At 60.7% G+C, this 24731-nt stretch carries 23 protein-coding genes; 7 read left to right on the plus strand and 16 right to left on the minus strand.

Features of this window, described 5'->3' with window-relative positions; translation table 11 throughout:
- Window positions 1-80: 80 nt before the first annotated feature.
- Window positions 81-566, plus strand: a complete 486-nt coding sequence (locus G505_RS0109330; RefSeq protein ID WP_028109309.1) for a Spy/CpxP family protein refolding chaperone — start codon at window positions 81-83, stop codon at window positions 564-566.
- A 111-nt stretch (window positions 567-677) separates the two neighbouring features.
- A complete protein-coding gene (gene fieF / locus G505_RS21165; protein WP_035385261.1) occupies window positions 678-1595 on the plus strand; it encodes a cation efflux pump FieF in 918 nt (305 codons plus the stop codon).
- On the opposite strand, the gene glnG is transcribed toward fieF, so the two are convergent.
- From glnG to glnA, 4 genes are all read right to left on the minus strand, one after another.
- Entirely contained in the window at window positions 1584-2978 is a 1395-nt protein-coding gene (gene glnG, locus G505_RS0109340; RefSeq protein WP_028109310.1) for a nitrogen regulation protein NR(I), read from the minus strand. The genes fieF and glnG overlap by 12 nt on opposite strands.
- Window positions 2975-4021, minus strand: a complete 1047-nt coding sequence (glnL, locus tag G505_RS0109345) for a nitrogen regulation protein NR(II) (protein WP_211219961.1) — start codon at window positions 4019-4021, stop codon at window positions 2975-2977. Before glnL ends, glnG begins: the two co-directional genes overlap by 4 nt.
- A 259-nt stretch (window positions 4022-4280) precedes the next feature.
- Window positions 4281-4808 (minus strand): DUF4124 domain-containing protein, encoded by a 528-nt coding sequence (locus G505_RS0109350; protein WP_028109312.1) that lies wholly within the window; start codon window positions 4806-4808, stop codon window positions 4281-4283.
- 87 nt (window positions 4809-4895) lie between these two features.
- Window positions 4896-6305, minus strand: a complete 1410-nt coding sequence (gene glnA / locus G505_RS0109355; protein ID WP_028109313.1) for a glutamate--ammonia ligase — start codon at window positions 6303-6305, stop codon at window positions 4896-4898.
- Between the two features lie 282 nt (window positions 6306-6587).
- Here glnA and typA point away from each other — a divergent pair, with 282 nt between their 5' ends.
- Window positions 6588-8426 carry a translational GTPase TypA gene (gene typA / locus G505_RS0109360; RefSeq protein WP_035385281.1) on the plus strand — a complete coding sequence of 613 codons (1839 nt, stop codon included), beginning with the start codon at window positions 6588-6590 and terminating at the stop codon, window positions 8424-8426.
- A 67-nt stretch (window positions 8427-8493) separates the two neighbouring features.
- Here the strand turns inward: typA and G505_RS21170 are convergent, their stop codons facing one another.
- The 4 genes from G505_RS21170 to G505_RS0109380 all read right to left on the minus strand — a co-directional run bounded on the left by G505_RS21170 (window position 8494) and on the right by G505_RS0109380 (window position 11677).
- Entirely contained in the window at window positions 8494-9729 is a 1236-nt protein-coding gene (locus G505_RS21170) for a 4Fe-4S binding protein (RefSeq protein WP_051216035.1), read from the minus strand.
- A 114-nt stretch (window positions 9730-9843) separates the two neighbouring features.
- Window positions 9844-10476: a DUF2959 domain-containing protein gene (locus G505_RS0109370; RefSeq protein WP_028109315.1), complete on the minus strand. Its 633-nt coding sequence runs from the start codon at window positions 10474-10476 to the stop codon at window positions 9844-9846.
- Window positions 10477-10485: 9 nt separating this feature from the next.
- A complete protein-coding gene (locus tag G505_RS0109375; protein ID WP_028109316.1) occupies window positions 10486-10704 on the minus strand; it encodes a hypothetical protein in 219 nt (72 codons plus the stop codon).
- 97 nt (window positions 10705-10801) lie between these two features.
- Window positions 10802-11677, minus strand: coding sequence for a DMT family transporter (locus tag G505_RS0109380; protein ID WP_028109317.1), 876 nt, complete (start codon window positions 11675-11677; stop codon window positions 10802-10804).
- Window positions 11678-11910: 233 nt separating this feature from the next.
- Here G505_RS0109380 and G505_RS0109385 point away from each other — a divergent pair, with 233 nt between their 5' ends.
- From G505_RS0109385 to dtd, 3 genes are all read left to right on the plus strand, one after another.
- On the plus strand, window positions 11911-12786 hold the full coding sequence (locus tag G505_RS0109385) for a virulence factor BrkB family protein (protein WP_084643933.1): 876 nt from the start codon (window positions 11911-11913) through the stop codon (window positions 12784-12786).
- Window positions 12783-13313 carry a YbjN domain-containing protein gene (locus G505_RS21175; protein WP_051216036.1) on the plus strand — a complete coding sequence of 177 codons (531 nt, stop codon included), beginning with the start codon at window positions 12783-12785 and terminating at the stop codon, window positions 13311-13313. Before G505_RS0109385 ends, G505_RS21175 begins: the two co-directional genes overlap by 4 nt.
- 91 nt (window positions 13314-13404) lie before the next feature.
- Window positions 13405-13842 carry a D-aminoacyl-tRNA deacylase gene (gene dtd, locus G505_RS0109395; RefSeq protein ID WP_028109319.1) on the plus strand — a complete coding sequence of 146 codons (438 nt, stop codon included), beginning with the start codon at window positions 13405-13407 and terminating at the stop codon, window positions 13840-13842.
- Window positions 13843-13914: 72 nt separating this feature from the next.
- On the opposite strand, the gene G505_RS0109400 is transcribed toward dtd, so the two are convergent.
- A complete protein-coding gene (locus G505_RS0109400) occupies window positions 13915-14787 on the minus strand; it encodes a chemotaxis protein (RefSeq protein ID WP_028109320.1) in 873 nt (290 codons plus the stop codon).
- A gap of 160 nt (window positions 14788-14947) precedes the next feature.
- Here G505_RS0109400 and G505_RS0109405 point away from each other — a divergent pair, with 160 nt between their 5' ends.
- Window positions 14948-15799 (plus strand): bifunctional GNAT family N-acetyltransferase/hotdog fold thioesterase, encoded by an 852-nt coding sequence (locus tag G505_RS0109405; protein WP_028109321.1) that lies wholly within the window; start codon window positions 14948-14950, stop codon window positions 15797-15799.
- A gap of 71 nt (window positions 15800-15870) precedes the next feature.
- On the opposite strand, the gene G505_RS0109410 is transcribed toward G505_RS0109405, so the two are convergent.
- The 7 genes from G505_RS0109410 to rpoZ all read right to left on the minus strand — a co-directional run bounded on the left by G505_RS0109410 (window position 15871) and on the right by rpoZ (window position 24682).
- Entirely contained in the window at window positions 15871-16746 is an 876-nt protein-coding gene (locus G505_RS0109410; protein WP_028109322.1) for a DUF3014 domain-containing protein, read from the minus strand.
- A gap of 60 nt (window positions 16747-16806) precedes the next feature.
- On the minus strand, window positions 16807-18882 hold the full coding sequence (gene recG / locus G505_RS0109415) for an ATP-dependent DNA helicase RecG (protein ID WP_211219959.1): 2076 nt from the start codon (window positions 18880-18882) through the stop codon (window positions 16807-16809).
- Between the two features lie 110 nt (window positions 18883-18992).
- Window positions 18993-20666, minus strand: coding sequence for an AMP-binding protein (locus G505_RS0109420; protein ID WP_028109324.1), 1674 nt, complete (start codon window positions 20664-20666; stop codon window positions 18993-18995).
- 429 nt (window positions 20667-21095) lie between these two features.
- Entirely contained in the window at window positions 21096-21803 is a 708-nt protein-coding gene (trmH, locus tag G505_RS0109425) for a tRNA (guanosine(18)-2'-O)-methyltransferase TrmH (RefSeq protein ID WP_028109325.1), read from the minus strand.
- A gap of 76 nt (window positions 21804-21879) precedes the next feature.
- Window positions 21880-22263: a RidA family protein gene (locus G505_RS0109430; RefSeq protein WP_028109326.1), complete on the minus strand. Its 384-nt coding sequence runs from the start codon at window positions 22261-22263 to the stop codon at window positions 21880-21882.
- A 19-nt stretch (window positions 22264-22282) separates the two neighbouring features.
- Window positions 22283-24382, minus strand: a complete 2100-nt coding sequence (spoT, locus tag G505_RS0109435; RefSeq protein WP_028109327.1) for a bifunctional GTP diphosphokinase/guanosine-3',5'-bis pyrophosphate 3'-pyrophosphohydrolase — start codon at window positions 24380-24382, stop codon at window positions 22283-22285.
- 21 nt (window positions 24383-24403) lie between these two features.
- Window positions 24404-24682, minus strand: a complete 279-nt coding sequence (gene rpoZ, locus G505_RS0109440; protein WP_028109328.1) for a DNA-directed RNA polymerase subunit omega — start codon at window positions 24680-24682, stop codon at window positions 24404-24406.
- Between the last annotated feature and the right edge of the window lie 49 nt (window positions 24683-24731).

A 24731-nucleotide genomic window follows, 5' to 3' on the forward strand; every position in this document is an offset into this window, starting at 1 on the left:
GCAGTTGCCTGACCTCCGGAGGAATAGACTGAAAGCGTACCAAGACGACCAGACACCCAGATGAACAGAAGGACAGACTCATGAAATTGACTAAGACATTGACCCTGGCCGCCGTAGCGGGTCTGGTGCTCTCCATGACCGCTATCTCTTCTGCCTCAGCCAAGAACCATGGCCAGGGCTACCATCAGGAGCAGGGGGGAGAATTCCACCATGGTCGAGCTGGCGGCAAGCACATGAAGCGGATGCTGCGTGGCCTGGACCTGACCGATGAACAGAAGCAGCAGGTGAAGGATATCCTGGACAAAGCCAAGGCAGACCGCCCAGAGCGCGACCCCGACACCATCAAGGCGCAGATGGAACGTCACCATCAGCTGATGCTGGCGGCGGAGTTTGACGAGCAGGCCGCCAGGGAGATGATCGCCGTTCGCCAGGCTAAGATGGCAGAGGTGCAGCTTAAACAGATGAAGGTGAAACATCAGATCATGCAGCTGCTCACCGCCGAGCAGAAGCAGAAACTGGAGGAGCGTCGCGCCGAGCGCATGAAGCGCTTCGAAGACCGTTTTTAGTTTTCATTGTTAATCAACAAAAAGGGTGGCAATTGCCACCCTTTTTTCATTGGGGTCTCCGCGGCAACTGGTACACTTGCCACAGTTCACCCCTCGTTTTATGGACAGACCATGCCACAACCTGTCAGTGACAATTACAAGTTTTGGGTCACCTGGGCCAGCCGTGCCTCGGTGGCGACCGCCTCGGTGCTTATTCTGGCCAAGCTGATCGCCTGGTTCTACTCCGGTTCTGCCAGCATGCTGGCCTCTCTGACCGACTCCCTGATGGATGCGGCGGCCTCGCTGATCAACCTGATGGCGCTGAGGTTGGCGATTCAGCCCGCCGATGACAAGCACAGGTTTGGTCATGGTAAGGCGGAGCCCCTGGCGACTCTGGCCCAGGCTGGCTTCATTCTGGGATCCAGCTTCCTGCTGGTGTTCCATGGGGTGGATCGCATCCTGAAGCCGGCGGCCCTCACCCATGGCAATGTGGGCATCGGGGTGTCGGTATTTGCCATTGTCCTGACCCTGGCCCTGCTGGCGGTGCAGCGTCATGCGGTGAAGGTGACCGGTTCCACCGCCATTGCCGCCGATGCCCTGCATTACCGCTCGGACCTGCTGCTCAACCTGGCAGTACTGGTGGCCCTGATGCTTGCCGGTCAGGGGATGTTGTGGGCGGACGGGGTGTTCTCCGTGCTGATCGCCCTGTATATCGGCTATGGCGCGGTGACCCTGGGGTACGAAGCGGTCCAGCTGTTGCTGGACAGTGAAGCGGAGCCAGAGGTGCGTCAGAAGGTTGAGGAGCTGGCCCGCGAGGATGAGCGGGTGCTGGGGCTGCATGACATGCGTACCCGTCGCTCCGGCCATATGCTGTTTGTCCAGCTGCACATCGAACTGAACAGCGACCTCTCCCTGAGGGAGGCCCATGACATCGCCGAGTCGGTGGAGGATCGCATTCGCGATCACTTCCCCGACAGCGATGTCATCGTCCACCAGGATCCCCAGGAGGTGGTGCCCGGGTTTCAGCCCGGGTCGGGACTAGAGTCCTAACTCCTTCAGCTTGCGGGTGAGGGTGTTGCGCCCCCACCCCAGCAGCTTGGCCGCCTCCTGCTTGTGGCCGCCGCTGTGCGCCAGGGCGGTTTCCAGCATCACCTTCTCAAACTGAGGCAAGGCGGTGGTCAGCAGCTCCCGCTGGCCCGACGCCAGGGCGTCTCGGGCCCAGTTGGCCAAGCCACTCTGCCAGTCTGCCCCCACAGGCATGGGGGCCGCCTCGCCGCCGGGATGGAGTTCCGGCGGCAGGTCTGCCGGCAACACTTCCTGACCCGACGCCATCACCGTCAGCCAGCGGCAGCTGTTCTCCAGCTGACGCACGTTGCCGGGCCAGGGCAGCGCCACCATTCTTTCGACGGTATCCGGGTGCAGACGCTTGGGCTCCACCCCCAGCTCGGATGCCGCCCGGGCGAGGAAGTGACGACACAGGGCCGGAATGTCTTCGCGTCGGTCTCTGAGGGCTGGCAGATGGACCCGGATGACGTTGAGCCGGTGAAACAGATCCTCCCGAAACTCGCCGGCGGTGACCCGGCTCTCCAGATCCTGGTGGGTGGCGGCGATGATGCGCACATCCACCTTCACGGGCTGGTGACCGCCGACCCGATAGAACTGACCGTCTGCCAGCACCCGCAACAGCCGGGTCTGCACATCCAGCGGCATGTCGCCGATCTCATCCAGGAACAGGGTGCCGCCGTCCGCCTGCTCGAACCGTCCCTGACGGACCCCGGCGGCGCCGGTGAAGGCCCCTTTCTCATGGCCGAACAGCTCAGACTCGATGAGATCCTTGGGGATGGCGGCCATATTCAGGGCGATGAAGGGACGGCTGGCCCGGGGGCTGTGTTTGTGCAGGGCATGGGCCACCAGCTCCTTACCGGTACCGGACTGGCCGTTGATCAGTACGCTGATGGTGGAGCGGGACAAACGACCGATGGCGCGAAACACCTCCTGCATCGCCGGCGCTTCGCCAATAATCTCAGGAACGGGCACCGTCTCTTCGGCCACCGTGGGTTTGTGGCTTGCGGCCTGCTCCAGGGCACGCTGTACCAGGGTGACCGCCTCGTCGATGTCGAACGGTTTGGGCAGGTATTCGAAGGCACCGGCCTGATAGGCGCCGACGGCACTGTCCAGATCCGAGTGGGCGGTCATGATGATCACCGGCAGATCCGGGTATTGCCGCTGAACCTTTTCCAGCAGAGTCAGACCGTCGGTGCCCGGCATACGAATATCGCTGATGATGGCGCTGGGCTGAGACTCGCCCAACGCCTCCCACAGGGAGTCGGCACTGGCGAAGCTGGCACAGCTGATCCCTTCGGCCATCATCGCCTGTTCGACCACCCAGCGGATGGAGCTGTCGTCGTCCAGAATCCACAGTTGCTCGGTCATTTCTCCTCCTTGGCAGTAATCAGCGGCAGGACCAGGGTAAAGGCGGTGTGACCTGGCCAGCTATCAAGATCAATTCGTCCCTGGTGCTGGGCCACGGCATTTTGGGCAATGGAGAGTCCCAGCCCCGAGCCCTCTGTGCGCCCGGTGACCATGGGGTAGAACAGGGTGTCTTTCAGTTTTTCGTCGATACCCGGGCCGTCGTCGATGATGCTCACCGCGACCGCCATGCGGTGGCGCTTGCCAGCGATGGTGATCTGACTGCAGGTGCGGGTCTTCAGGGTGATGGTGCCTCGACCCTCCAGGGCCTGGGCGGCGTTGCGGACGATGTTGAATACCGCCTGCTGCAGCAGGTCCCTGTCCATGTCGAAATCCGGGATTGAGGGATCGTAATCCCGGACAAACTTCAGCTGGTCGGAAAACTCCAGGGCACAGAGGCGGGCCACCTGCTCCAGTATTCGATGGATGTTGCCCTGCTCTCTCTGACCGGGCTTCTGCGGGCCCAACAATTTGTCCACCAGGCCGCGCAGCCGGTCCGCCTGTTCGATGATGATGCCGGTGAACTCCTTGAGCCTGGCCTCCTCGAGCTGCCGTTCCAGTAGCTGGGCGGCGCCCCGCAGGCCCCCGAGGGGGTTCTTGATTTCATGGGCCAGTCCCCGAACCAGCAACTGGGCGGCGTGGTGCTGGGCGTACTGGTGCAGCTCCTGGCTGATGCGTTGCTGCTGGTCGATCACCCGGATCTCCAGCAACCCTTTGCCGGGTGAGAGGGGCGTCAGAAACAGGTCCACCGTATGGTGGTGCCCCTCCAGGGTCGCCAGGCTCATGGCGTAGAAGGCGGCAGCCTGATTGTCGGCCAGGTTCTCTTTGAGCTGAGCGGCTTTCACCCCCAGGTGGGACACGCATTCACCCAGGGTCAGTTCGCCGAGGCGTCGCTGGCTGAGGCCGAACAGCTGCTCGCTGGCCTGGTTGGCGTACTCCACGCCCAGGGTGCGGTTCACCACCAGCAGGGCGGTGTTAAGGTGATTGAGCAGGTTTGCTTCCTGAATATCGGCCATTTTCGGTGAAACTCCTTGGGCATCCTTAGGCTAAGATACCATTGCACCAATCTGGTGCAAACCCTGGGGTGGTGTCTGCCCCAAATTGGGGAACCTGCCTGTTCAGGGCCCCGGGTGGCGTGGCTTTGCACTGATGGTCAGAGGTGTTGCAAGAGCCCTGCCAATTATCCATTCAGTCCAGGGCACCGGGCAGATTAACAAACATCAACAGCGAGAAGCGGAGGGGGCCCTAAATCGAGACAATTTCGCTCTAGGGCAGCGGCTGTTGATGGCGAGGTTTGCCAAAGAGTTTGGACTGGCGGTGCAGGTGGATGGTGACCGGTGGGCTTTGAGCCAACATTGCCCCCCGGTGATCCACCACCACCGCCTGCAATTGGTGGGTGCCCCTGTCCAGGTTGTTCAGGGTGAGGCTCTGGCCCTGGACCGGGTGCGCCTGGCCGTCGACCAGCAGGTGCAGGTTGTGGTCCGGTGCGGGTTTGGGGTCGGCGGCCACCCTGATGGTCAGCTTGCCCACGTTGCTGCGTACCGTGGCGTCTTGCTGCGGGCTGAGAATGGCCAGGCTGTAGCTTGGGGCTGCCGCCTCGGCAGAGCGTTGTCCTTGGTCCGGGATGGAGGAGGCGCGCAGAGGGACGCGGCTGCCAGGGGGGATCGGGACTGGGCGGGCCTGATCATTGGGGGGGAGGTCGCTGTAGTGGGCCACCCCATTGGCGTCCACCCACCGGTAGACGGCAGCCTGGGCAGAGGCGCCCAACAGCAGTAACAGCAAGAGGGTTCGCATCCTTTCTCCTCCTCGAGAGCCTGCTTCTCAGTGTAGCAGCCACAAAAAAGCCCACCTGAACAGGTGGGCTTTCTCAGACCGCTGGGTTTAGCAGCTGTAGTACATTTCGAACTCAACAGGGTGAGTGGTCATGTCCAGGCGCTCGACTTCGGCGCGCTTCAGCTCCAGGTAGGAGTCGATGTAGTCATCGGAGAATACGCCACCGGCAGTCAGGAATTCGCGGTCTGCGTCCAGGCACTCCAGGGCCTGGGCGAAGGAGGCGGCAACGGTTGGGATCTCCGCGGCTTCCTCGGCAGGCAGGTCGTACAGATCCTTGTCCATGGCTTCGCCGGGGTGGATCTTGTTCTTGATGCCGTCCAGGCCAGCCATCAGCATGGCCGCAAAGGCCAGGTAGGGGTTGGCGGTAGGATCGGGGAAGCGCACCTCGATACGACGGCCTTTCGGGCTGGGTACCACAGGGATGCGGATGGACGCGGAGCGGTTACGGGCGGAGTAGGCCAGCATGACCGGGGCTTCGAAGCCGGGAACCAGACGCTTGTAGGAGTTGGTGGACGCGTTGGCAAAGGCGTTGATGGCACGGGCGTGCTTGATGATGCCGCCGATGTAGTACAGGGCGGTCTCAGACAGGCCGCCGTACTTGTCGCCAGCGAACAGGTTGACGCCATCTTTCAGCAGAGACTGGTGGCAGTGCATGCCGGAACCGTTGTCGCCAACCACAGGCTTGGGCATGAAGGTAGCGGATTTGCCGTAGGCGTGGGCCACGTTGTGCACTACATACTTGTAGATCTGAATTTCGTCAGCCTTTTCAACGATGGTGTTGAACTTGGTGGCGATCTCGTTCTGGCCGGCGGTGGCCACTTCGTGGTGGTGAGCCTCGACCGTCAGGCCCATCTCTTCCATGACCAGACACATGGCGGAGCGCAGGTCCTGAGAGGAGTCTACGGGGGCCACTGGGAAGTAGCCGCCCTTAACGCCGGGACGGTGACCCATGTTGCCGCCTTCGTAATCTTTGGCGGAGTTCCAGCTGGCCTCTTCGGCGTCGATGCGGTACATGGAGCCGGCCATGTCGGTGTGGAACTTCACGTCGTCAAACAGGAAGAACTCGGGCTCGGGACCGAAGAACACCTCGTCGGCGAAACCGGCGCTGCGCATGTAGCCTTCGGCACGCTTGGCGATGGAGCGGGGGTCGCGGTCGTAGCCCTGCATGGTGGTGGGCTCGATGATGTCGCAGCGGATGTTCAGGGTCGCTTCTTCGGTGAAGGGGTCCAGAATCGCGGTGGCCGGGTCGGGCATCAGGACCATGTCGGACTCGTTGATCCCTTTCCAACCGGCGATGGAGGAGCCGTCGAACATTTTACCCTCTTCGAAGAAATCTTCGTCCACCTGATGGGTGGGCAGGGAGACGTGTTGCTCTTTACCCTTGGTATCGGTGAAGCGCAGATCGACAAACTTCACATCATTTTCTTTAATCAGTTCTAATACGTGTTCGACAGACATCCGATTTACCTCCAAATGGCGATTGCGCCCCTAAGTTTCTGTCACCTCTTATGCCAGAGGTGTGCCAAAAAAATAAGTGGCTGATTATGAAGAGTTTGTTACAGGAGAGGGGGATGGAGGGACGCGTTATTGCACTGAATTGGTGCATATCATGGTCATTTTTGGTGCATTGCACCCGAGATAAGGCAGCGGCGTCCATGGCTTGCGTCCGTTGGTGAAAAAAAGCACTGTCCTGATGCGTGATGACAGAGTAGAATGGCCGCCTTTTTGATGCAACCTAATATGGAGCCAGGCAGAACAGTGCTGGATAAATTAAGAAATATTGCGATCATTGCGCACGTTGACCACGGTAAGACCACCCTGGTGGACAAGCTGCTGCAGCAGTCCGGAACCCTGGAGAGCCGCACCGAGCTGGATGAGCGGGTGATGGACTCCAACGATCTGGAAAAAGAACGCGGTATCACCATTCTGGCTAAGAACACTGCCATCAAGTGGAACGACTACCGCATCAACATCGTGGACACTCCCGGACACGCCGATTTCGGTGGTGAGGTAGAGCGGGTAATGTCCATGGTGGACAGCGTACTGCTGCTGGTGGACGCCCAAGAGGGCCCTATGCCCCAGACCCGCTTCGTAACTCAGAAAGCCTTCGCCCAGGGCCTGAAGCCCATCGTGGTGATCAACAAGATCGACAAGCCCGGTGCCCGCCCCGATTGGGTGATGGACCAGGTCTTCGACCTGTTTGACAACCTGGGAGCCACCGACGAACAGCTGGACTTCCAGGTGGTGTACGCCTCCGCCCTGAACGGCTGGGCGTCCAACGATGCCGACGAGACCGGTACCGACATGACTCCCCTGTTTGAGACTATTGTCGAGCAGGTGGAAGCGCCCCAGGGCGACGTCGACGGTCCTTTCCAGATGCAGATTTCCCAGCTGGACTACAGCTCCTACGTGGGCGTAATCGGCGTGGGCCGTGTGAGCCGCGGTAAGGTGAAAGTGGGTCAGCAGGTGACCATCAACTGCGCCAACGGCACCATCCGTAACGGCAAAGTGGGCCAGGTGCTGGGTTACCTGGGCCTGGAGCGTCACGAAGTTGAAGAAGCTCAGGCGGGCGACATCATCGCCATCTCCGGCCTGGGTGAACTGAAGATCTCCGACACCGTGTGTTGCCCCTCCGAGGTTGAGGCGCTGCCTGCTCTGTCCGTGGATGAGCCCACCGTGACCATGACCTTCCAGGTAAACACCTCTCCATTCTCCGGTCAGGAAGGCAAGTTTGTGACCTCCCGGAATATTCTGGAGCGTTTGCAGAAAGAGCTGGTGCACAACGTGGCCCTGCGCGTGGAAGAGACCGATGATCCGGACAAGTTCCGCGTGTCCGGCCGTGGTGAACTGCACCTGGGCGTTCTGATTGAGAACATGCGCCGTGAAGGTTACGAGCTGGCGGTATCCCGCCCCGAGGTGATCCTGCGTACCGTTGACGGTGTGCTGGAAGAACCCTACGAGACCGTAACCGTGGACGTAGAAGAGGAGCACCAGGGCAGCATCATGGAGAAGCTGGGTCTGCGTAAGGCTGAGCTGACCGACATGGCCCCGGATGGCAAGGGTCGCATCCGCATGGACTTCATCATGCCCTCCCGCGGCCTCATCGGTTTCCAGACCGAGTTTATGACTCTGACCTCTGGTACCGGCCTGATCTACCACACCTTCTTCAAGTACGGCCCTCACAAGGGCGGCGAGATCGGTCAGCGCATCAACGGCGTACTGATCGCCAACGCCACCGGTAAGGCCCTGACCAACGCCCTGTTCAACCTGCAGGAGCGCGGCCGTCTGATGATCGGTCACGGTGTTGAGGTGTATGAAGGCATGGTGGTGGGCATCCACAGCCGTGACAATGATCTGACCGTAAACGTGCTCAAGGGCAAGCAGCTGACCAACGTTCGTGCCTCCGGTACCGACGATGCTCAGGTTCTGACTCCGCCCATCAAGATGACCCTGGAGCAGGCTCTGGAGTTCATCGATAATGATGAGCTGGTGGAAGTGACCCCAGAGAGCATCCGCATCCGCAAGAAGCTGCTGACCGAGTCTGATCGTAAGCGCGCTTCCCGGGAAGCGAAGAAGTAATTCCGCTTAAGGAATCAGAAAGGGCCGCAGAAGCGGCCCTTTTTTATTGGTCGGTATTTGCCCGAGATTACTCCGCCTGAGGCAGCAGGGTCAGGGTCTCCAGCTGGGGCAGAATGGACTGGCGGATCTGCTCCGGTGTGCTGCTCTGCCAGTAGCCGCTGAGGTAGCTGAGCAGTGGCACCACGGCGACAAACATCAGCAGCATGAACAGGATCACCGAGGGTTTCAGTGGCAGGTAGCGACCAGGCAGTGACAGGGTCAGGGCGCCCTTCTGTGGGCAGGCCTGGGCACAGCGGTGGCAGGCGTGGCACTCATCCACATTCACGGTGTCCAGTCGGTGCACCGGGATCTGGGAGGGGCAGGCCTGGTGACACTTACTGCAATCCTTACCCTCACTCTCCCTCAGACAGGTGGCGCGGTCCCGACGAATCTTGAAGGGACTCAGCAGGGACAGGGAGCCCATCAGGGCGCCATAGGGGCAGAAGTAACGACAGAAGGCGTTACGCTTCACCATGGACAGCAGCAGCAACATGGTCAGCAGCACCATCATCACCACATTGGGGTGGGTGAACTGCTTCCACATGGAAAGGTCGGCCATCAGGTGCTTGTCGCTGTCCAGGTAGGAGGCCAGTTCGACTGAGGGGATCTCCAGGACCAGAGTCAGCAGCCAGATGAGCACGCCGTATTTGGTCATTCTCAGGCCGCTGTCGAGCCAGTTGGGTACCCGAATGCTGGGCTTGACCGCTTTGTGACCGCGGCGATAGATCAGCTCGGAGATAAAACCGACGGCGCAGATCCAGCTGCAGAAAGCGCGCTTGGTCACCAGTGCCGAGGCCATCAGTGCCAGGAACATCACCAGGGCTGCGGGGTGCTGGTGGTCCAGTACGCCTTGTTCAATCCAGGCTCGTAATGAGATGCCAGCGGTGACCGGCAGGTAGATGTCCACCACACTGGGGCGGGTCAGCCAGACGCTGCCTGCCTCCATCTGCATGGCGTACAGTCCGTATTGGACGGCGATCACCACCATGGCCACGGCAAAGGCATTCTGGGTCAATTGCCGCAAACGGTCGAAATGATCCAGGGTTCGGGAGGGCCGCCGGTTGGGCATCAGCTGGCGGCCGGCGCCCAGGGTCATCAGGAAGCACAGCGCTGCCAGCAGCAGCAGAGCATCCCTGGCCATCAGCAGTCCCAGTCCCGCGGTCAGCACAGTGGTGACCGCCCCGAGTGTGCGACTCAGGGTAATGAGTATGCCCAGGGCCACGGTGCAGCCTGTGAGCAAAAGAAGGGACTCGAGAAAGGACATGGGCCATCCATATGGATTCAGATGGCCATAAGTATCTCAGCCCTTGCCCGCTAAAGCAGGGGCTGATTTGTGGATTTTAGACCCATTTAACAGTTTGGCGTGGAAACCAAATCTTTATTGTCCCAGGGTCTGAATGAACTGATCAGATTCCGCAATGGCACGATTCATCTCGGTTATAAGGGACTGAATCTCCTGCTTGAGGTCGCCGAACTCATTGCCGATGGCGATGACGGCCCGGGCGTTCAGGTTGTGCTTCAGATAGAGTTCGTTGTCCTTCAGCCTGGCCAGCACCGGTTCCATCTTGGTTTCGGCACGGCGCATGCTGCTGAGCATCTTGTCGTACTGGCGCTGGGTGGAGCGCAGTTGCTTCTCGCTGTTACGGCGCAGGGAGGATGACTGGTACTGCTCCAGCTCATCCTGCCATTCGTCGAACATGGCGCCGGCCACATGATCAATGGCGTCGATGCGTTCAGACACCTCGTTGGCGGCTTTCTCCGAGGCCTCGTATTCGCCACGCACCTGGTCGTACACGGCTTCCAGGTCGCCTCCCTCGAAGTCCACCAGGGTCTTCAGCTGTTCCAGGGCCGAACTGAACTGCTCCTGGGCCTCTTTCTGGCTCTCCTGAGCGCTCTCTACCCGATCGGTGAGGATTTCACGCTTGTGGTAACCCACCTGCTCCGCGGCGGCGTAATAGGCGGATTGGCAGCCACTGAGCATCAGGGCCAGGGCAAGGATAAGAAAACGCATGGAAGCTCCTTAACTGCGGTAGCGGGCGGCGTCGATGATGCACCACAGGTGCAGCACGGCGGCAATCACCGCGGGCACGATCAAAAAGTAGAAGAAGTAGCCTGAGCTGATAAAGACGAAAAACAGCAGCGCCGGCAGTATCCGTCCCTGCACCAGCTGACCCAGGCCGGGAATGAAGAAACTGCAGATGGCGGCGATGACATTGCCGGCGGAACCCTGTCGGGACATACAAACCTCCTTGCTTCCCTCGTCCTGAGGGTGCTGATAACTCAGTAATTTAGACAGTTATGTTAACACCGAAGCAACCTGGAGCAAGGCGAGAGTGTTAGCGAGTGCGTCCCAGGAGATTGAACAGGGCGCCGCCGAGGATCAATCCTCCCCCGATCAGGGTCCATTGGGTGGGAATTTCTGCGAAGACCAGCCAGCCCAGGGCGATGGAGAACAGGATCTGCACATAGGAGTAAGCCACCACCCGGTTGGCCACTTCACCCTGCAGCGCCTTGGTCAGCCCCACCTGGCCCACCTGGGTAAAGACGCCGACCAACAGCAACAGCCCCAGGGTCTGCCAGTCCGGGAGCACCAGATTGTCACCCAGCAACACCAGCGACAGGGGCAGGGCCAGCATCGGGAAGTAGAGGATGATCACCGAACTGTCCTCGGTCTTGCTCAGTTTTTTCACCAGAATGTAGGCAATGGCACTGCCGCAGGCGCCCATCAATCCGGCGGCGATGCTCAGCAGGGGCAGAGGGCTGCCGGTGGTGGACCACACCGGCACCATCATGGCGCTGAGGCCGGCCAGAGAGAGGGCGATGCAGACCAGGGTAAAGCGATGGATCCGCTCCCCGAGGAAGTGGAAAGCCAGCAGGGCGGTGAAGACCGGATGCAGGTATTGCAGCAGGGTGGCTTCCGCCAGAGGCAGGGTGGTGACGGCGTAGTAGACACAGATCAGCGCCAGGGTACCGGTGGCGCCACGGGCCAGCAGCAAGGGCTTGTTGTTGCCCAGAGGTGCCAGCCCCTTACGACGGATATCCAGGTAGCTCAGCAGCACCGAGACCAGGGCCCGGGCGGCCACGATCTCCAGCACGGGAATGCCCCGGGCGCTGGACAGCTTGACGCAGGCGGACATCAGGGCGAAACCCAGGGCCGACATCAGGGCGTAGTAGACGCTGAGGTTCTCATGGGGTGCGCTGGGGTTGGGCATGGGCCTGACGGTCTCCGGGTGTAAGAGTGGCGCACTATAGGGTGGGGATTCTGCCGGGTCAACTGACGCAACCCTGTACAGGTTTGCTCCCGGTGTTATGATCCATTTATGGAGATAATACTAAGTGCATTAATTATTTGCTCCATTCAGAACGTCTCACTGCCACTGAATGTAGGCGTCACCGCGAAGGAATCGGGGCCTCGTTCGAGTGGTGGTACAAAAACAGGATTACTATGAACATCATCACCCGGGCGCGGTTGCAGTGGCAAAGCTTCCCCTGGCGGCGGATCCCCGCCTATTTCCACTTTCTGTTTCGGCGCAGCATGGAGAATCGCCTGCAGGTGACATCCGGCTACCTGGCCTACATGACTCTGCTCTCTCTGGTGCCCATGATGGCGGTGGTGCTGTCCATTTTTTCGGCGTTTCCCGGCTTTGTCGGGGTGAAGGAGCAGGTGGAGCAGTTTGTCTACACCAACTTCGTTCCCACGGCCAGTGGTGTGGTGCAACAGTACCTGACCGAGTTTGTTGCCAATGCCTCCAAGATGACCGCCGTGGGGGTGGTGTTCCTGGCGGTGGTGGCCCTGGCTCTGATCTCCGCCATCGATAAGGCACTGAACCAGATCTGGCGAATTCAGCAGCGGCGTCGCTGGGTTTACTCCTTCTCCATGTACTGGATGATCCTGACTCTGGGGCCGATCCTGATGGGGGCCAGTATCGCCATGACCTCCTACCTGGTTTCCCTGAAACTGCTCTCCGATGTCGGGTTGTCCGGGATGGTGCCCTTTTTTATGGCCAAGTTGCCCTTCCTGCTGTCGGTGCTGGCCTTTGTGCTGATCTACTCCCTGGTGCCCAATGCCCAGGTGCGCTTTCACCATGCCCTGACCGGCGCGGTGGTGGCGGCCCTGCTGTTTGAGGCGGGTAAGAAAGGCTTCGCCTGGTACATCACCACCTTCCCCTCTTATGAGGCGATCTATGGTGCGCTGGCCGTTATCCCGATTCTTTTCGTCTGGGTCTATCTTTCCTGGATGATCCTCCTGCTGGGAGCCGAGGTCACCGCCTCCCTGCCTGAGTTTTTTGCCGTGACCGAACCACAAAAGGACGTGAAATGATGAAACACTGGATGGCAATGGTGATCCTGATGCTGATGACTGGCTGTGCGGCTACCGGTCAGTCTCAGGACCGCATCGACTTGAGCGGCAAAACCAATGAGCAGGCCACCGAGACGCTGCTGGAAGCACTGCAGGCGGAGGCCTACCAGGTGAAGCGAGCGGCCGCTGACCGGTTGCTGGTGGAGTATGATGGCAGCCACTTCATGCTGCAGCCCAGAATGTTGCCTGACAGCCTGGACCGGGTGGTGATCACCAAGTATTACCTGCTGCACCCCGATCTGGCTCAGACACCGGAGCTGTTGCTGGTGATCGGCAAGCTGAATCAGCAACTGGACTTTGCCAAGTTCATTGTCCGTCAGGAGGGGCGGGCCATCGAGGTACGCGGTTCCGCCACCTTCGTGGATGAGATCAGTTTGCTGGAACTGACCCGCTTCATGGCCTGGACCAATCAGGGACTGGCTCTGGTGCGTCAGCAGTTCCCTCAGGCCCAGCCCATGGCCAAAGAGGTGAAGCTGGGCGACCTCTAAGGTCCCGACAGTGCCTCTTGAGTTGAGGGGCGCTCTTCGCCACACTGATGCGCTTTGTACCTGGTGCAATTGGTTTTAGACGAGGTAACAGATGATCGCATTAGTGCAGCGGGTCTCCACCGCCAAGGTGGAAGTTGAGGGGCGCATCACCGGCCAGATAGACCGGGGGTTGCTGGTGCTCCTGGGGGTGGAACAACAGGATGATGGCGAGCGGATGCGCAAGCTGGCGGACAAGGTGATGAAATACCGCATCTTCAGTGACGATGAGGGCAAGATGAACCTGAATGTCCGCCAGGCCCAAGGCAAGCTGCTGGTGGTGAGCCAGTTCACCCTGGCGGCGGACACCGGCAAAGGGCTGCGACCCAGCTTTTCTGGTGCCGGCAAGCCGGATCAGGCCGAATCGCTGTATGAGGCGTTTGTCGCCTACTGTCGCAGTACCGGCATGGCCGTGGAGACCGGGGAGTTTGCCGCCGATATGCAGGTGTCGCTGACCAACGACGGGCCGGTGACTTTCCATTTGCAGGTGTAGTGCCGTGTCGACAGTGGGCTGAAACGAAAAACGCCGCGGACTCCGCGGCGTTTTAGTGTGTGCTGATCCGGCTCAGTCGTGGTTGGCACCCCGGGCGATGGCCGACAGCAGCGCTTCCGGGTCGAACTTGCACAGACCTTCGTTGGCACCGCTGTTTTCGGTGTAGCGGCGGCACACGTCGCTGTTCAGCGAGGTGTGCAGGATGATGTAGGTTTCCTTGAGACACTCTTCACCGCGTACCGTGGTGGCCAGTTGATAGCCATCCAGCTCTGGCATCTCGATGTCGGACACCAGGATCTGAATCGGCTGGCCCACATTGGCCTGGTGTTGCAGCGTCTCCAGGGCGGCTCGGCCATTGGGGGCGCTGTGGTAGTCGATGCCATGCTGCTCCAGCACCATGGCCAACTGACGGCGGGCGAAGCGGGAGTCGTCGCAGATGAGGATGCGCTGGCCGCGGATCTCGGCCAGGGTCTCAGGGGTCAGGATGAGATCGTCCACCTGCTTGTTGGCATTGAGGCCCACGGTCTCGTTGAGGATGCGCTCCAGGTCCAGTACCTGCACCAGGTCGTGTTCACGACGAATTACGCCGGAGCTGTAGCTGGACTCCCCCAGCTTGGTTGGCATGGCCGCCACATCGTCGCTGTTGCAGTAGTGGATGGTGTCGATGCCGGTCACCAGCAGGCCGAAGAACTTGCCCTGCACCTCACAGACCACCACCTGTTTGCAGTCATCGGGCCGCATGCCGATGGCGCTGGCCAGATCGATCACCGTCAGGGTGTGGCCCCGAAGGGGCATGGTGCCCACGACGCAGGGATGGCTTCCCGGAATCTGGTTGAACTGACGGGTGGTAACAATCTCCCTCACTTTCAGGGTCGTGATAGCAAAGGCGCGCTTAGGGCCCAGGGTGAATACCAGAAACTCCTGGCGATTGTTCTCTTGAGTCATCCCACAAATTCCAACAGACGGCAGATTATTAGTTATATCGACCACCGCGGCACAGGCTTGAATCCGCGGTTCGCTCAAGATGCCTTGGTCGGGTCAGGGTGTCCAGTTTAACTGTGATATTCTCACCGCTAATTTGCTCTGAAACAGGTTATGGCCCCCGATGAAGCTGCTTGCCCCCACCCCAGACCAATTGTCACAGGCATTCGAGTTGAGATACCGATTGCTCAGAGCCCCCTGGGGACAGCCCAGGGGCAGTGAGCGGGATGAATTGGAGGCCGAGGCGATACACCGCGTTCTGGTGGATGATTTGGGCAGGGTGGTGGCCACGGGGCGCCTGCATCGCCTGACCCCGTTACGAGGGCAGATCCGTTATCTGGCGGTGGAACCCGAGCTCCAGGGGCAGGGATTGGGGGCCCGGCTGTTGACGGCTCTGGAGCAGGCGGCAGATGAGACGGGCATGGAAGCCCTGGAGTTACAGTCCAGGGAGGACCAGACCGGTTTTTACCTGGCCAGGGAGTACCGGGATCTGGGGCCGGGGCAGACCCTGTTTGGCACCATAGGCCACAGGCGCATGGCCAGGCTCTTGCCGGGGGCGGTTGCCCGACTGACCCAGACCTGGCATCAGACCATCCCGGTGTCCGAGTTTATGCGGGTGGAGGGGCTGAGCTTCGACGGCCAGAGGTTTGAGACCCGGGCCAGCTTCGAGCGTGGTTGTAACCTGCATGGCACTCTGTTTGCCGGCGCCGGCTATACCCAGGCGACACTGACCGGTTGGGGCCGGGTCTGGCTGGAGTTGCAGCTTAAAGGTGTGGAGGGGGAGATTGTCCTGGCCAGGGCCGAGGTCAAATACAGCAAGCCGGTGCGCCACACCCCCCATGCCTGGGTTCAGGCACAGGAGCTGGATCTGTCGCGCCTGGCGCAGGGGCGCAATGCCAAGGTGCCTCTGACCATTGAGCTGGCGGACGGACTGACCCTGGAAGCGCTGTTTGCGGTATTGCCGCCCAAGGCGTGATGGCCAGACTCCCTCCCGGCCTCAGAAACAGCAAAGCCCCGCAGTGCGGGGCTTTGTCTTTTTGCGGGCACTCAGTCGTTCATGGCGGCTTTGAAGCGGCGTAGGGTGGACTTGAGCTTGCCAGCGTTTTCCGGCCCCATGCGCAGCATCAGTTTCTCGGCATCGCTCATCGCCTCCAACTGCTCATCCTGGAAGGTGTAGTTCACCGAGTGGCTTTCCAGGGCGATGGCGGTGTCCATCTCCGGGGCGGCCAGCATCAGGTTGACGGCGTCCATCATCCGGTCGCGGAAGCCGTCACTGTATCCGAGCTCGGCGTAGGCCTGCTCGAACAGGGGCTCCATCAGCAGGTAGCTGTCGCGCAGTGCCTGTTCATCCAGGCGGTAGAGGAAACTGGTGTAGGCATCGAAACGGTGGAAGCCGTCGGGGTCCAGGTAGAGCTGGCCATTCACGTCCACCGCTTTGAACTCTTCGGTGAGCTTCTTGAACGGGCCCTGGGTGCGCAGCACGTTGCCTTCGGCCAGGTTGTCCACCAGGCTGACGAAGCGACGGACCAGGCTGTCGGAGACCAGAAACTGGCCCAGTTGCATGCCATCGGCCAGCTTGTTCAGCTCACCCTTGGCGAAATCATCGGATTCGCCCAGGCTGGGCAGCACGATTTCGGGTTCGGGCTCAGGCTGGGGTTCGGGTTCCACAACGGGCTCGGGCTCGACCAATGGCTCTGGCTCCGGCTCGGGCTCCACCACGGGTTCGGTGGGCAGGGGTTCGGCAGGGACCTCCACCGCAGGTTCAATCACCGGCTCAATGGGGTCGGCGGTGACCTGGGGCGTTTCCGGCTCGCCGGCCAGATAGACCCAGGCTCCGACGCTGAGCAGGATCACCAGCGCCACGGTCCCCATCATGAGGGTATTGTTGCTGGAACTGGAGGTATCGCGTTCGTTGGAATTCATCTGGTCTCTCTACTCCTGTGCCGACCCGAACTTTCATTGTGCAAAATTAGCCCGGGCTGTCTAGGCTTGGCTGTAAATCTCTCGCCCTTTTAACCACCTGTCTATAAGCGGCTGCACACTTTGGGGGTGATTCCGCATCAGGTGTTCCGCCAATCGCTTCACCTGGGGGATGAGGGCGCCATCCCGAACCAGGTCGGCTATCTTCAGATCCGCCAGGCCGGTCTGCTTGGTGCCCAGTACTTCGCCGGGCCCGCGAATCTCCAGATCCCGCTGGGCGATGACGAAGCCGTCGTTGCTTTCGCGCAGGACACCGATGCGGGCCTGGGCTGTCTTGGACAGGGGCGGATGGTAGAGCAGCACACAATGACTGGCGGTGCTGCCGCGGCCGACCCGGCCTCTGAGCTGATGCAACTGGGCCAGACCCAGTCGCTCCGGGTTTTCTATGATCATCAGGCTGGCGTTGGGGACATCGACCCCAACCTCGATCACCGTGGTGGCCACCAGCAGATCCAGGTCGCCCGCCTTGAACCGTTCCATCACCTGCTGCTTTTCTGCAGGTTTCATTCGGCCATGTACCAATCCGACCCGCAAATCAGACAGTTGTTCCCCTAATTCCACGGCGGTGTCCTCCGCCGCCTGGCATTGAAGCACCTCGGATTCATCGATAAGGGTACAGACCCAATAGGCTTGCCGGCCCTGCTCTTTGCAGGCCTGTCGCACCCGCTCCACCACCTCGTGGCGGCGGTTGTCGCCGATGGCCACCGTGGTGACCGGTGTACGGCCAGGAGGCAGTTCGTCGATGATGGAGGTATCCAGATCCGCATAGGCGGTCATCGCCAGGGTTCGGGGAATGGGGGTGGCGGTCATGATCAGTTGATGGGGGTAGTTGCCCTCTTTGAGCCCCTTTTCCCTCAACTCCAGTCGCTGATGCACCCCGAATCGGTGTTGCTCATCGATGATGATCAGTGCCAGATGATCGAAGCTAACCTGATCCTGGAAGATGGCGTGGGTGCCGACAATCATCTTGGCGGTGCCGTCGGCCACGTGAGCCAGGGTCTGCTCCCGGGCCTTGCCTTTGAGCTTACCGGCCAGCCAGGCCACCGGATACCCCAGGGGTTCCATCCAGCTGGCAAAGGCCAGGGCGTGCTGTTCCGCCAGCAGTTCCGTGGGGGCCATCAGGGCCACCTGACGTCCCTGGCTCAGGGCGGTCAGTGCCGCCAGGGCAGCCACCAGGGTTTTGCCTGAGCCTACGTCTCCCTGCACCAGGCGCATCATCGGCTGGCTGGCGGCCAGGTCGGCCCGGATCTCCGTCACTACCCGCTTCTGGGCGTTGGTGGGGTCGAAGGGGAGCCGGGCCAGGAAGTCGTTCTCCAGGGCGGCGTCCACGCTCAGGGGCAGGGCGCTGTGCTCGTCGGCACTCTGACGCAGCTGCAACATGGAGAGGTTCTGCGCCAGCAGCTCCTCCATGGCCAGGCGCTGCTGGGTGGGGTGTTGCCCCTCGGCCAGCAACTCGACGTCGGCCTCCGCCGGAGGCCGGTGCACATACTCCAGGGCCTGCTCCATGCTCATCTGCTGGTCGTAGAGTCCGTCAGGCAGCAGCTCGGGGACCCTGGCATTGAGCAGCTTGTCCACCGCCTGCTCCGCCAGCTTGCGCAGGCTCAGCTGTTTCAGTCCCTCGGTGGTGGGGTAGATGGGGGTGAGGCGCTCCTCCAGCTCCAGGCCATTGCCTTCACCGGGCAGGCTGTATTCCGGATGGATGATCTCCAGCCCGTGGAGGCCACGACGGATCTCGCCGAAGGCGCGGATACGCTTACCGGTTTGCAGGGTGTTTTTCTGGGCCATGGCGAAGTTGAAGAACCTCAGGGTGAGGCTGCCGCTGGCGTCCATCATCTTGACGGTCATCATCCGCTTGCGGCCATAGGTCACCTTGCTGGAGAGGATCTCCCCTTCGACGGTGCCGTGGATGCCGGGCATCAGCTCGGCGATGGCCCACAGCCGGGTGCGGTCTTCGTAGCGCAGGGGCAGGTGGAACAGCAGATCCTGAACCGATTCGATGCCAATTTTGGCCAATTTCTCTGCTACTTTGCTGCCGACACCCTTGAGGGAGGTGATGGGCAGAGCCGCCAGATCCGTCACTCTGTTGTCCACAACTACTGTAAATATGATCAGATAATAGCAGTCCTGCCTACGGGAATCAGCCCCTTATGGTTCGGGGCCCCATGGGCCCCCGAGTGGTGCGGTGCTTGCTAGCTGGCCTTGGCGGCCTTGGAGAGCTGGTCTTCCCACACCACCATGTCGTCACGCATGTGGCCGATCATCGGGCCGTAGCGCCTCTCCAGTACGTGGCGTTTGATCTTCAGGGTGGGGGTGAGGACGTCGTTCTCCACTGTCCAGGGTTCGTCCACCACCAGGATCCCGCCCAGGGTGGAGTGGCTTTCCATGGTGCCGCTGACCTGACGGCAGACGCTGCGCAGGGCGATCTCCACCTCGGTGCGGGTTTCAGCGCGAGCCGCTTCCGAGAGCTGCACCAGGGCAACCGGATAGGGCTGGCCGGAACCGATGACACACAGCAACTCGATGCGGCTCTCCTGAGCCAGTTTGCGCTCCAAGGGCACCGGGGCCACAAATTTGCCCTTGGCGGTCTTGAAGTTGTCCTTCACCCGGCCGGTGATGGTGACGTACCCGTCGTCGTCCAGCTCTGCCTGGTCTCCGGTACGGAAATAGCCATCTTCATCAAAGGCTTCGGCAGTGGCTTCCGGTTGCTTGTAATATTCCCGGAACAGGCCCGGGCTCTTGAACAGCAGCTCATGGTCGTCGCCGATCTTCACCTCACAATCGATGCCGGGCGCGCCGACACTGCCGATCTTGTCGGCGCGATAGGGGAAATTGAGGGTGGCGTAGGCGGCGTTTTCGGTCATGCCCCAGGCCTCGGTGATGTCCATGCCGATACGGCGGTACCAGTGCAGCAGAGCCGGAGAAACCGGTGCCGATCCACAGCCGAGGATGCGGGCATTGTTGAGCCCCAGTTGCTTGCGGATCTTGCGGGCAATAAAGGCGTTGAGGATGGGGATGCTCAGTAACAGGTTGAGTTTACTCTCCCCCACCTTGGCGATGATGTTCTTCTGGAACAGGGTCCAGAGTCTGGGAACCGACAGGAAGAAGTCGGGGTTGGCCACCTGCACATCCTCCACGAAGGTGTCCAGGCTCTCGGCGAAATAGACGGTACCGCCACCGGCGATGGAGCTGCCAAAGATGTAGGCGCGCTCGGTGATGTGGGCCAGGGGCAGGTAGGAGATGACCCTGTCCTTCGGCGTGCCGCCCAGGTGCTTGGTGAGGCGATCGGCGGCCCAGCTGAAGGCACCAAAGGTCATCACCGCCCCCTTGGGGTTGCCGGTGGAGCCTGAGGTGTAGATGAGGGTCATCACCTCATCGGCGTCCGGGTAGTGGGTCTCCACCGGATCGGCCATCTCCAGCAACTGCTGCCAGTGGTACTGGGTGGTGATCCCTTCGTAGCCCATCCCCATACGGATGATGTGAGCGGGGATGGCGGGCTCCTGCTCGGGACCGTCATCCAGTTTGCCCACCAGAATGCCTTTGGCTCCGGAGTGATCGAGCACGTAGCTGATGGTGTCCACATTGGCGGTGGGGTAGATGGGGACGCTGATGAAGCCACCCACCATCAGGGCCAGGTCGGTGATAAACCATTCGGCGCAGTTCTTTGAGAGGATGGCGATCTTGTCTCCCTTCTCGAAGCCCAGCTTGTACAGGGCACCGGCCAGACGGTGGGCCATCTGGTGAACCTGGCACCAGGAGTAGTCGTGCAGTTTCCGCTGCTTGGGCTGACGCAGATAGATCTGGTCGCCCTGTACCCTGGCCCATTCATCCAGCAGTTCTACCGGAGTCTTGAAACTTTCAGCCATCAGATGTCCCTCTTCTGTATTTTTTGTGCCACGCGCCTGGTGGGGATTATGGATTCCGCTCTCCCGCCGGAATACGAAAAACCGGTCTAACCACTTGAAAATAGCAGGAAACGGTCAATTTTAAAGCACCCTTTGTGTGATCTCTGCGCCTTTGTGGGCGGATGCGACCTGTGAAGGTGTCGCGATAGTCTGAATTTGTGTGATCTCTGTCGATAAAGGGCCGAATATACAGAGAGTTCGTTTGGTGCTGTGGCAGTAGCCCGTGGGTAACCCTGTTTTTTGCTGTTTCACCGCACCAGTGAGAGGAAGTCGCGGCCGGCGCCCTGATCGGGTAAAAAATGAGCAGGGTGGCGGGTGAAAGCTTGGGAAGAGTGCGGATTGAAGAAGGCAGGGCCGAAGGGCGCTGGCTGCGCCCCGGAATCGGCGAAATCAGTCGTCCAGGTGCTCCCAGGAGTCCTTGGTCATCTGAATCTTCTGCCACCACTCATCGGGGGCGTCGATCTGGCCCTCTTCATCGACACGGGGATAGGGGATCCCCTTCTGGCGGCAGATCTTGGCGAAGATCGGGTGCCCCCCTTCGAACAGCAGACGCTGGCACTCACTGTTGTCCAGGGTGCGCGCGTCGTACATGCCCGCCTCCTGACGCTGGCGCTGGGCTTCGTAAAGCATCAGGGCGGTGGCCACGGACACGTTCAGGGATTGCACCATGCCCACCATGGGGATGATCACATCCTGATCCGCCAGGGCCAGGGCTTCCTGGGTGATGCCAAACTTCTCCTGTCCCATCAGGATGGCGGTGGGCTTGGTGTAGTCGATCTCGCGAAAATCCACAGCGGTATCGGAGAGGTTGGTGGCGATGATCTGCATCCCCTGCTCGCGCAGCGCCAGGATGGCGTCGGTGATCGACGCGTGGGACTTCAGGCTGACCCAGTTCTGGCTGCCGGTGGCGGTGCCGCCGGAGAGCTTGGTTTTCTGATCCGGCCAGATGGCGTGCACCTGATGAACCCCGACGGCGTCTGCCGTGCGCACCATGGCCGCCAGGTTGTGCGGCTTGTGGACCTCCTCCATGCAGATGGTCAGGTCCGGCTGGCGTTTGTCCAGCATGGCGTTGATTCGGGCTAAGCGTTCGGGGCTCATGGGGATTCCTTAAGGTTAGAAACGAAGCCGGGGGCGCCCATGCGCCCCCGAAAGTATAGGTGTGTATGGGTCTGCGTCAGAGCACCATCACCGCATCCATCTCCACCAGGGAGCCCTTGGGCAGCTCCTTGACGCCGATGGCGGCTCGGGCGGGGTAAGGTTGTTGGATGTACTGACCCATCACCTCGTTGACCTTGGCGAAGTTGGCCAGGTCCAGCATGTAGATGTTCAGTTTCACCAGCTTTTGCAGGTCACCACCGGCGGCTTCGCAGACCGCTTTCAGGTTGTTGAACACCTGAACGACCTGAGAGTCGAAGTCGTCACCCACCATCTCCATGGTCTCGGGAACCAGAGGGATCTGGCCGGAGATGTAGACGGTGTCCCCGGTACGGATCGCCTGGGAGTAGGTGCCGATGGCGGCGGGAGCGTTGTCGGTGGCAATAACGAGCTTGTCGGTCATGGTGTCCCCACAGAGTTTATCAGTTACGGTTTCGCGCGACTTTCAGTACTTCCGGCTGAACGCGCAGCTTGCGCATCACATTGGCCAGGTGTACCCGGTTCTTCACCGTGAGCGTCAGGGTGATGGTGTAGACCCGCCCCTCTTTCTCCTCGGTGTTGAGATTATGAATATTTGCGTCGCAGGCCGCAATGATGGAGGTGAGTTTGGCCAGGATCCCCTGATGGTTGATGATGTCCATCCTCAGGCCGGTGACGTACTCCTCCCGGTTGTCCTGATCCCACTCCACATTGAGGAACTTCTCCGCTTCCACCTCTCGGGCGCGGTGGATGTTGCGGCAGTTGTCTCTGTGCACCACCAGCCCCTTGCCCGGGCTGACGTGGGCGACGATGTCGTCGCCGGGAATGGGCCGACAGCACTTGGCGAAGGAGAGCAGCACGCCTTCGGCGCCACGAATCGGCAGCTTGTCACGGCCTTCGGTGGACTCCAACTCTCCCTTGAGCTTCTGGGCGACCACCAGGCTCATGGCGTTGCCCAGGCCGATGTCCGCCAGCAGACCATTGAAGTCGCTGTGACGGTATTCGGCCACCACCTGCTCGATGCGCTCGGCGGAGATATCCTCCAGGGTCATGTCTCCCAGGGCGTGGTTCAGCAACCGCTTACCCAGAGCGGTGGCGTCCCTGTCCTGCAGGTTCTTCAGCACGTGACGGATCTTGGCCCTGGCCTTGGCGGTCACCACGAAGTTGAGCCAGGCGGCGTTGGGACGGGCGCCCGGGGCGGTGATGATCTCCACGGTCTGGCCAGATTTCAGCGGCTGGCTCAGGGGGTAGGCATGGCGATTGACCTTGGCGCCGACGGCACCATTGCCCACATCGGTGTGCACCGCATAGGCAAAATCCACCGGCGTGGCGCCCAGAGGCAGCTCCAGAATCTTGCCGGTGGGGGTGAAAACGTAGATCTCATCGGGGAAGAGATCGGTTTTGACGTTTTCGATGAATTCGAAGGAGTTGCCGGCACTCTGCTGCAATTCGAGCAGACTTTGCATCCACTTTCGTGCCCGGACCTGGGCGGTGGTGGCGTTGGCCTCGGCGTTGCCCTTGTAGAGCCAGTGGGCCGCCACACCCTTATCGGCCATCTGATCCATGTCTTCGGTGCGGATCTGCACCTCAACCGGCACCCCATGGGGGCCATAGAGGGAGGTGTGCAGACTCTGGTAGCCGTTGGCCTTGGGGATAGCGATGTAATCCTTGAAGCGATCCAGGCGGGGCTTATACAGGGTGTGCATGGCACCGAGCACCCGGTAACAGGTGTCGATGTCCTTGACGATCACCCGGAAGGCGTAGATGTCCATCACCTCCTGAAACTGAAGCTCCTTGTTCACCATCTTGTTGTAGATGGAGTAGAGGTTCTTCTCCCGGCCGGATACGTCACCGTCGATGGTGACGTCATCCAGGCGACCGATGATCGCTTCGCGGATGGAGTTCATGATCGCCTTGCGGTTACCGCTGGCGGCCTGCAAGGTGTCCCGCAGCACCCGGTGGCGCATGGGGTAGAGCGCCGAGAAACCCAGGTCCTCGAGCTCATTCTTGATGTTGTGGATGCCGAGACGGTTGGCGATGGGGGCGTAGATCTCCAGGGTTTCCCTGGCGATGCGGCGGCGCTTGTCCGGGCGCAGTGAGCCCAGGGTACGCATGTTGTGGGTGCGGTCGGCGAGTTTAATCAGGATCACCCGAATGTCCTGCACCATGGCCAGGACCATCTTGCGGAAGTTTTCCGCCTGGGCTTCCTTCTTATCGCGGAACTTAAGCTTGTCGAGCTTGGAGACGCCCTCCACCAGCTCGGCCACAGAGGGACCGAACTGTTCGGCCAGGTCCTCTTTGGTGAGCTCGGTGTCCTCGATGACATCGTGCATCAGGGCGGCGGCCAGGGTCTCGTAGTCGAGACGCATCTCCGCCAGGATGCGGGTGACCGCAACCGGGTGGGTGATGTAGGGCTCGCCGCTGGATCGGGTCTGCCCATCATGGGCATCTCTGGCGGTGATGTACGCTCGAGTGAGATTCTCGACCTGCTCAGGATCCAGATAGCTGGATACCAGTTCCCTCAGGCTTTCAAACAGATACAACGACGACCCCCGGTGCTGGAATTACAGAGTGCGTCCTTCAGCGATGGCAGCTACCGCAGCCAGCTCGGCCGCTTCCTGCTCGCGCTGAGCTTGCAGCTCTTGCTCATCCAGAGTCTTGGCATCGATCAGACCCGCTTCGATTTCGCGCAGGGCGATGACGGTGGGCTTATCGTTCTGCTCCTCGACCAGCGGTTCCTTGCCGTTTACAGACAGCTGACGCGCACGGCGAGAGGCGACCAGGATCAGGTCAAAACGGTTGCCAATCTTATCTACGGCGTCTTCAACAGTTACGCGTGCCATGAAAAGGAACTCCTGTGTTTGAGCTTAAAAAAATGACGCAAAAGTGTAC

It is taken from the genome of Ferrimonas futtsuensis DSM 18154, assembly GCF_000422645.1.
Taxonomy (GTDB): Bacteria; Pseudomonadota; Gammaproteobacteria; order Enterobacterales; family Shewanellaceae; genus Ferrimonas; species Ferrimonas futtsuensis.